Here is a 6,598-nt window from a genome sequence, read left to right as displayed (position 1 = left end):
AAGTGATCACTTTATCCGCCCAGCCATATTGCCGTGCGGCAGAAATTACCCCGGCTAGAATGCCGAAGATCGCGCACAAGACAAAGCTGGTGCCTGCTAAAACGAGTGTCGCGTTAAACCGCTCCAAAATTTCATCCAAGACAGGCCGGTTGAGGGAATAAGAGCGACCAAAGTCTCCGGTGAGCATATTGGCCAACCAAATGAAATAACGCTGAAACAGAGGCGCATCCAACCCAAGGTCTTTGTTGATCTTGGCTACATTTTCCGGTGTTGCATAGGCGCCTAAAATTGCCGTGGCTGGGTCTCCCGGAATCATCGCCATAATCAGAAAAACAATCAGCGTAATGCCAAAAAGAACTGGAATGGCCGAAATAAGCCTTTTTAAAATATAGGCCGCCATTATTTCTCCCCCGGGAATAAATTGGCGGGCACCATGCCCGCCAATTCACACGTTTATTTTTTGGTCACGTTCTGCAGGTGAAGCAAGAAGGATGGTTCGAGATTAAAATTCTCCACCCGGTCATTGGTCACTGCATTTTGTTTCCAGTTGGCCACAAATACCCATGGTGCATCATCTTGAACGATGGTTTGCATTTCGCGATATAGTGCTGCACGTTCATCCTGGCTTGTCGATGTGCGGGCTTTTTCAAGCAGCTCATCCACTTTTTCATTGGAGTAATAGCCAGAATTGAAGCCGCCTTTATCGGGCCACGCATCTGAACGCAGCGCCAGATAAGGTAATGTATCTGGATCGTTTGTCATCCAAGCCATTTCAGCCATGTCGGCCTTACCTTCAAGACCTGGATTCACTTTGCCCAAGAACGTGTTCCACTCATAGGTTTCAATTTTTACATTGAGCCCGACCGCGGCCAAATCCGCCTGAATGGCCGTCCCCATGGAAATGGGGTCGAGCATACCAGAGCCACCTTCGGTCACATAAAATGTCAACTCAGCACCTTCAGCGCCCGCTTCCTTCAACAAGGCTTTGGCTTTTTCCGGATCATAAGGATAAGGGTCCAGATCATTGTTATAGGCCCAAGCAAATGCAGGTGGTGTTGGGCCGGCGGCAACAGCGGCTGTGCCTTCCAACACGTCATTTACAAGCGCTTCCTTATTGATGGCATAGTTAGCCGCTTGACGGACACGTTTGTCTGCAAATGGACCTTCTTTGGCGTTCAAAATGAGGAACCAAACGTGTGGACCAGCTTGCTCAGCCACAGTGAAATCATCACCTTGGAACTGCGATAATGCAGTTGGCGGCACTTCCACCATCATGTCGATCCCGCCGGCCAACATTTCTGCAACTCGGGTATTGGCATCTGTAATTGGACGGAAAACAACGGCCTGAACGCCTGCTGGCTCACCCCAATAATCGGCGTAGCGATCAACCACCACACGCTCATTCGATGCCCATTCAACAAATTTGAATGGCCCTGTACCTGCTGGATGGCGACCAATATCTGCGCCATACTCTTTTATTGCATCAGGTGATACCAACAAGCCCGTTGGATAAGCAAGGTTGGACAAGAATGGCGCATAGGGCGCATTCAAAGTGAACTTCACTGTCAGATCATCAACAGCAACCGTTTCTTGCACTGCGGAGAAGAAGAATGCCAGCGGAAACGGCCCGGTGTTGTTATAAGGGTGATCCTCATTCAACATCCGATCAAAGTTAAATTTTACGGCCTCTGCGTTTAATGGCGCGCCATCATGAAAAGTCACCCCGTCGCGCAGTTTAAATGTATATTCGGTGCCATCGGCGCTGATACTCCAACTCTCAGCTAAACCCGGGGCCACTTCCAAAGTGCCGGGCTTGTAGCGCACCAAACCTTCATAAAGATTCACCAGAATCCGGAAATCATTCACTGCGGTAACAGCCGCAGGGTCCAATGATTTTGGTTCCGCAATTTGGCCCACCACCAACACATCAGCTGGCGTTTGCGCGTAGGCGCTTGTGAGCGCGGGGAATAGCCCCAACGCCGCAATTGAAGCCGCGACAAATGCGCGGCGCGTTAGTTTTAAGATTTGCATGTTGACCTCCCTTTAGGATCAAGATGTATTTATCATGATAAATTGCAAACGTCAATTTATCATGATAAATAGGACGCAAGGAGTAATTATGACATATTCAATTCTTGTGTTCGATCCAAAGACGAAGCAACTTGGCGCAGCGGCTGCCACGGGTTCGCTTTGCGTGGGTGGTTGGGTATTGCGCGGCCGGGTCAATGTGGGCCTTTGTGCCAGCCAGGGCGCTGCCCCCAGCACCTTCTGGCGCGATGATGTTTTGGATTTGATGCAGCAAGGCGTGGCTGTAAAAACAGCCATTCAATCTGTCACCGATCCTGACCAAGGTCGCGAATCACGCCAGTTGGCAGCGATTGATTCGCTTGGAAACAGTGCCTCCTTCACCGGCAGCAAAAACACCGAAATTGCCCATGCCGAGTCATTTAAAAACGGGATCATTTCAGGCAATTTGCTGGCCGAAAAATCTGTACTATCTGCCGCCAAGAACGGCTACCTAGATTGCGAAGGGTCAATGGGCGAACGACTATTGGCTTCTTTAAATGCGGCGCAGAATGCAGGTGGCGATAAGCGTGGGCTTTTGTCTGCCGCCATGTTGATCCTTTCATTAAACGAAGCACCAACAGATTTAAGAATTGATTACAGCGAAAAGCCACTTGAGGATCTGGCGGCTCTTTATCATCGGGCGATGTCTGGTGAATATCGCGATTGGCACCTCACGGTGCCCACATTGAACGATAAGGAGCGTGGTCTTGATTAATTCGGGGCAGTTGGCGGCAGACCGCCTGACCGAAATTGCCAAGATTTCAGAGGACGGACCCGGTGTCACCCGTCTACCTTTTACCCGCGAACATGCGGTTGCGGTTGAGATGATCGAAAGCTGGATGCAAGACGCGGGATTACAAACCCATTTGGATGCGGCGGGTACGTTGGTGGGCCGCACCAACTTCACTGGTGCAACGCAAACGCTTTATATGGGTTCTCATCAAGATAGCGTGCGTCAGGGCGGCGCATATGACGGCATAATGGGCATTGCCTTACCCATACTCGCATTGAAAGAGCTACACAATGAAGGCGTCGTTTTGCCGTTTAATGTAGAGGTTTTGGCATTTGCCGACGAGGAAGGAGTGCGCTTTCCCACCGCGCTCATCGGCTCCCGTGCTTTAACAGGTACCTTTGACCCTGACGTGCTAAAGCTTGAAGATCGCGATGGTATTTCCCTTGAAAAAGCCATGCAGGACTTTGGCTTGTTGCCCGAAAACATCCCCAACCTCAAACGCAACAGCGACCAAGCGTTGGGCTTTGTGGAAGTGCATATTGAACAAGGTCCTGTGCTACAAGATGCAAACCTATCGCTTGGCGTGGTCACCGCCATTTGCGGCATAGAGCGGCACAGCGTTACTTTTCATGGTGTTTCTGGACACGCGGGCACTTTGCCCATGCGCAACCGACAAGATGCGTTGGTGGGGGCCAGTAAACTGATCAGCTTCGTCCATGAGTTGGCGCTCAACACTGAGCACCTGCGCGCCACCGTCGGAGCCTTAGACATTTCCCCCAATGTGGTCAATGCCGTGCCTCATGAGGCACGGCTTACCGTCGAAATACGATCAGCCGACGACAATGTTCGCAGCGAAGCGGCACAACGATTTGAAGTCAAAGCAAAAGAAATAGCCCAGACGCACGGTCTCAAACTGAACTATGACAGAACCTACGCCCAACATGCGCAGCAATGTGCCGACAGCTTGAAAAGACCATTAACTGCAGCTGTTGAAGTCCATGCGGGTCGTGCATTAACCTTGCCGTCAGGCGCCACACACGACGCTTCTGCTATGGCTGATTTGGGGCCCATAGCCATGCTGTTTGTGCGCTGCAAAGATGGCATCAGCCATAACCCATCTGAATATGCCTCACCTGAAGACATGGGCGATGCAATTAACGTCATTGTGTTGTTTTTAAGATCGTTTCCTGTTTGGTCAAAGACCCTGTTGTAGCCAATACCTTGATGTGAGAAGTATCCTTTGTTAGGGCCTCACGCATTGCTGTGACACTCGGCCGGGAGCGGTAATTGGGCATCTAAGTTGGTGCACTATTGCCGATGACCGCTTGGGCAAAATCAGTTCTGGCTTTAGCCACTGCAACGAACGACAGCCTCCCGCCCAATAATGATAGCTAACGGCAAATCTGACTTAGTTGCTTTGTCCCGCATTGCGGCCATTCAGCAACCACAAGATCGAACAAAAGCGCCAACTAAACCAACAACCCTAAGCTTTCTTCGCCCATTTGCCGTTTGGCTCTTGCTGCCAATAGGTCAATTGATGGTCAGGCTTTAAGGCTTTCCAAGCTTGCCGCGCGCGGGTGACCGCGTCGGGGTTGTGGCCGTCAAACATAAAGACCAAGCGCTCGTAATCTCCAACTTCGATGGGTACAGCCCCTTTTACGAAGAACCGGATTTGGGCGTTGTTTGCGTTGGATTTATCCGTGACCAACACGATCGGTTGGTCGGCAACTTGTCCGCCTTCGCCTGTGCCGTGGGGCAAAAAGCTGTCATCACGATAGGTCCAGAGCGCGGCGTCGAGCGCGTCCAGCTCAGCCACGTCGCCGACTTGCACAGCGGCGCGCCAGCCGCGTTCCAGCGTTTTTTCCAGCAACAGGGGCAGCACCGCCTCTGCGGGGCGCTGCTCCAGATGATAAAACAAAATTTCGGTCAATTCAGTTCACCGACCCAGTTTCTATTCGTGATGATCGCGCACCATCTTGTCGAGCAATGCAACGCCAAATCCTGTTGCCCAGCTTTTGCAAATCGGGGTCGCTGGCACGTTCATCGCGGTGGACAAATCGATATGCGCCCAAGGCACTTCGCCGACAAATCGCTTGAGGAATTGCGCGGCAGTAATGGCCCCTGCCCAGCGGCCGCCAATGTTTTTCATATCCGCAAATTTTGAGTTGATCAGTTTGTCATATTCTGGCCCCATCGGCATGCGCCAAACCCGCTCGCCCGTGTCCAAACCAGCTTGGGTCAGGTTTTGCGATAGTTCATCATCGTTTGAAAACAAGCCCGCATGTTGATCGCCCAAGGCAACCATATTCGCGCCCGTAAGGGTTGCTAAATTGACCATAAATTTGGGCTTGAACGTCTCTTTGGTGTACCAAAGTGCATCGGCCAAAACCATGCGCCCTTCAGCGTCTGTATTCAAGACTTCAATGGTTTGGCCGGACATTGAAGTGATGATGTCGCTGGGGCGCATGGCATTACCATCAGCCATATTTTCGACCAAGCCGATCACGCCAACTGCGTTGACTTTAGCTTTGCGCAAACCAAGGGTTTTCATGGTGCCGGTTACAGCGGCCGCGCCACCCATATCGCCTTTCATGTCTTCCATGCCACCAGCAGGCTTGATGGACAAACCACCGCTGTCAAACACCACGCCTTTGCCGACAAAAGCAATAGGTGCATCGCCCTTTTTGCCGCCGTTCCATTTCATGATGGCGAGGAGTGACGGACGCCGCGAACCATAGCCAACAGCCAGTAACGAGCCCATCCCCAATTGGGTCATTTGCTTTTCATCAAGAATTTCAACTTCCAGACCATGTTCTTCAAGGTCTTTGGCCGCTTGCGCGAATTCCGCTGTGCCCAAAATGTTTGCAGGTTCGTTGACCAAATTGCGCGCGGTCAGGGTGCCTTGGGTCACGGCGTCGCGGATTTTATCTGCCGCCATCACCGCTTTTTTGTCTGCGACTTGCAAAGTGAGTTTTAACTCTGCTGGTGGCAAATCATCTTGCTTGCCGGGGTTTGTTTTGTACTTGTCAAAACGGTAATGGCCGAGGCGAAGCCCGGCGGCAAAAGCGGCGATTTGCTCTGCGCTTGCTGCAATGTCAAAAATAATCTCAGCATGATCGGATTTAAGGGACCGCAGCATGTTGACGATTGTGCCGCCTGCAGACGCAAACTCTTTGATGTCTGTTTCAGCATTCAGATCACCAATGCCAGCCAAAACAATCCGGTCCGCAGTTGAACCAGCAGGCGCAAACACATTGAAGAAGCTGGATTTTTTTGCTTTAAAACGCGCGGCATTTGCTAAGTTGGCAAGGTCTTGTGCGGTGGCTGCCCAAATCTTGGTGGCTTGTTCCCCCAAAACCAATTCATCCGCAACGAACAAACAAACCTGCTTGGCCTTGGTCTTTGTGAAGCCGGATATTTTTAGGCTGAGTTTTTGATCCATCAATTCATCCACTATTTTGATTTTGGGCATTTGCTGAGGCTGGACGTCTGAAAATGACGTTAATTATGTCTATCCTGCGCTGCCAAAAATGAAAGTTCAATGGTCAAATCGGCTTATCAACTTGTGTGATCTACATTTGATGTCTGTACGCGGGCAAACCTTCATGGCAAAAAGACAAATATGACATTGATTGCGCGTTATTTATTTTCTCGATATTTGGTATCGGCTTTTGGCTTTGTTGTGCTGCTGGCTTTTTTGGGCTGGATGGTGCAATTGCTGCGCACCATTGATGTGGTAACAGCTAAGGGACAGGGCGTGATGACGCTGTTCTCCCAATCATTGCTGGTTGTACCCGA

6 protein-coding genes are annotated in these 6,598 nt (G+C 50.9%); 2 read left to right on the top strand and 4 right to left on the bottom strand.

Annotated features, from left to right (window positions below; genetic code table 11):
- The coding region (locus tag ACJAZW_RS14760; RefSeq protein WP_415159450.1) for an ABC transporter permease at nt 1-400 on the bottom strand (400 nt) is incomplete at its 3' end.
- A 53-nt stretch (nt 401-453) separates the two neighbouring features.
- Entirely contained in the window at nt 454-2,031 is a 1,578-nt protein-coding gene (locus ACJAZW_RS14755; protein WP_415159448.1) for an ABC transporter substrate-binding protein, read from the bottom strand.
- Nucleotides 2,032-2,119: 88 nt separating this feature from the next.
- Between ACJAZW_RS14755 and ACJAZW_RS14750 the strand changes: the two genes are divergently transcribed.
- Both ACJAZW_RS14750 and ACJAZW_RS14745 read left to right on the top strand, forming a co-directional pair.
- Complete coding sequence (locus ACJAZW_RS14750; protein WP_415159446.1) at nt 2,120-2,782, top strand: DUF1028 domain-containing protein; 663 nt, start codon at nt 2,120-2,122, stop codon at nt 2,780-2,782.
- Complete coding sequence (locus ACJAZW_RS14745; protein WP_415159444.1) at nt 2,775-4,013, top strand: M20 family metallo-hydrolase; 1,239 nt, start codon at nt 2,775-2,777, stop codon at nt 4,011-4,013. The genes ACJAZW_RS14750 and ACJAZW_RS14745 overlap by 8 nt, the downstream gene beginning before the upstream one ends.
- A gap of 270 nt (nt 4,014-4,283) precedes the next feature.
- Here the strand turns inward: ACJAZW_RS14745 and ACJAZW_RS14740 are convergent, their stop codons facing one another.
- Complete coding sequence (locus ACJAZW_RS14740; RefSeq protein WP_415159442.1) at nt 4,284-4,730, bottom strand: DNA polymerase III subunit chi; 447 nt, start codon at nt 4,728-4,730, stop codon at nt 4,284-4,286.
- A gap of 21 nt (nt 4,731-4,751) precedes the next feature.
- The gene (locus ACJAZW_RS14735; protein WP_415159440.1) at nt 4,752-6,242 is read right to left on the bottom strand and encodes a leucyl aminopeptidase; all 1,491 of its coding nucleotides are present in this window, start codon (nt 6,240-6,242) and stop codon (nt 4,752-4,754) included.
- Nucleotides 6,243-6,598 lie beyond the last annotated feature (356 nt).

It is taken from the genome of Maritalea sp. (assembly GCF_047634455.1).
Taxonomy (GTDB): Bacteria; Pseudomonadota; Alphaproteobacteria; order Rhizobiales; family Devosiaceae; genus Maritalea.
The sequence above is the reverse complement of the archived record's forward strand: the minus strand, read 5'-3'. Positions and strand labels throughout refer to the sequence as shown.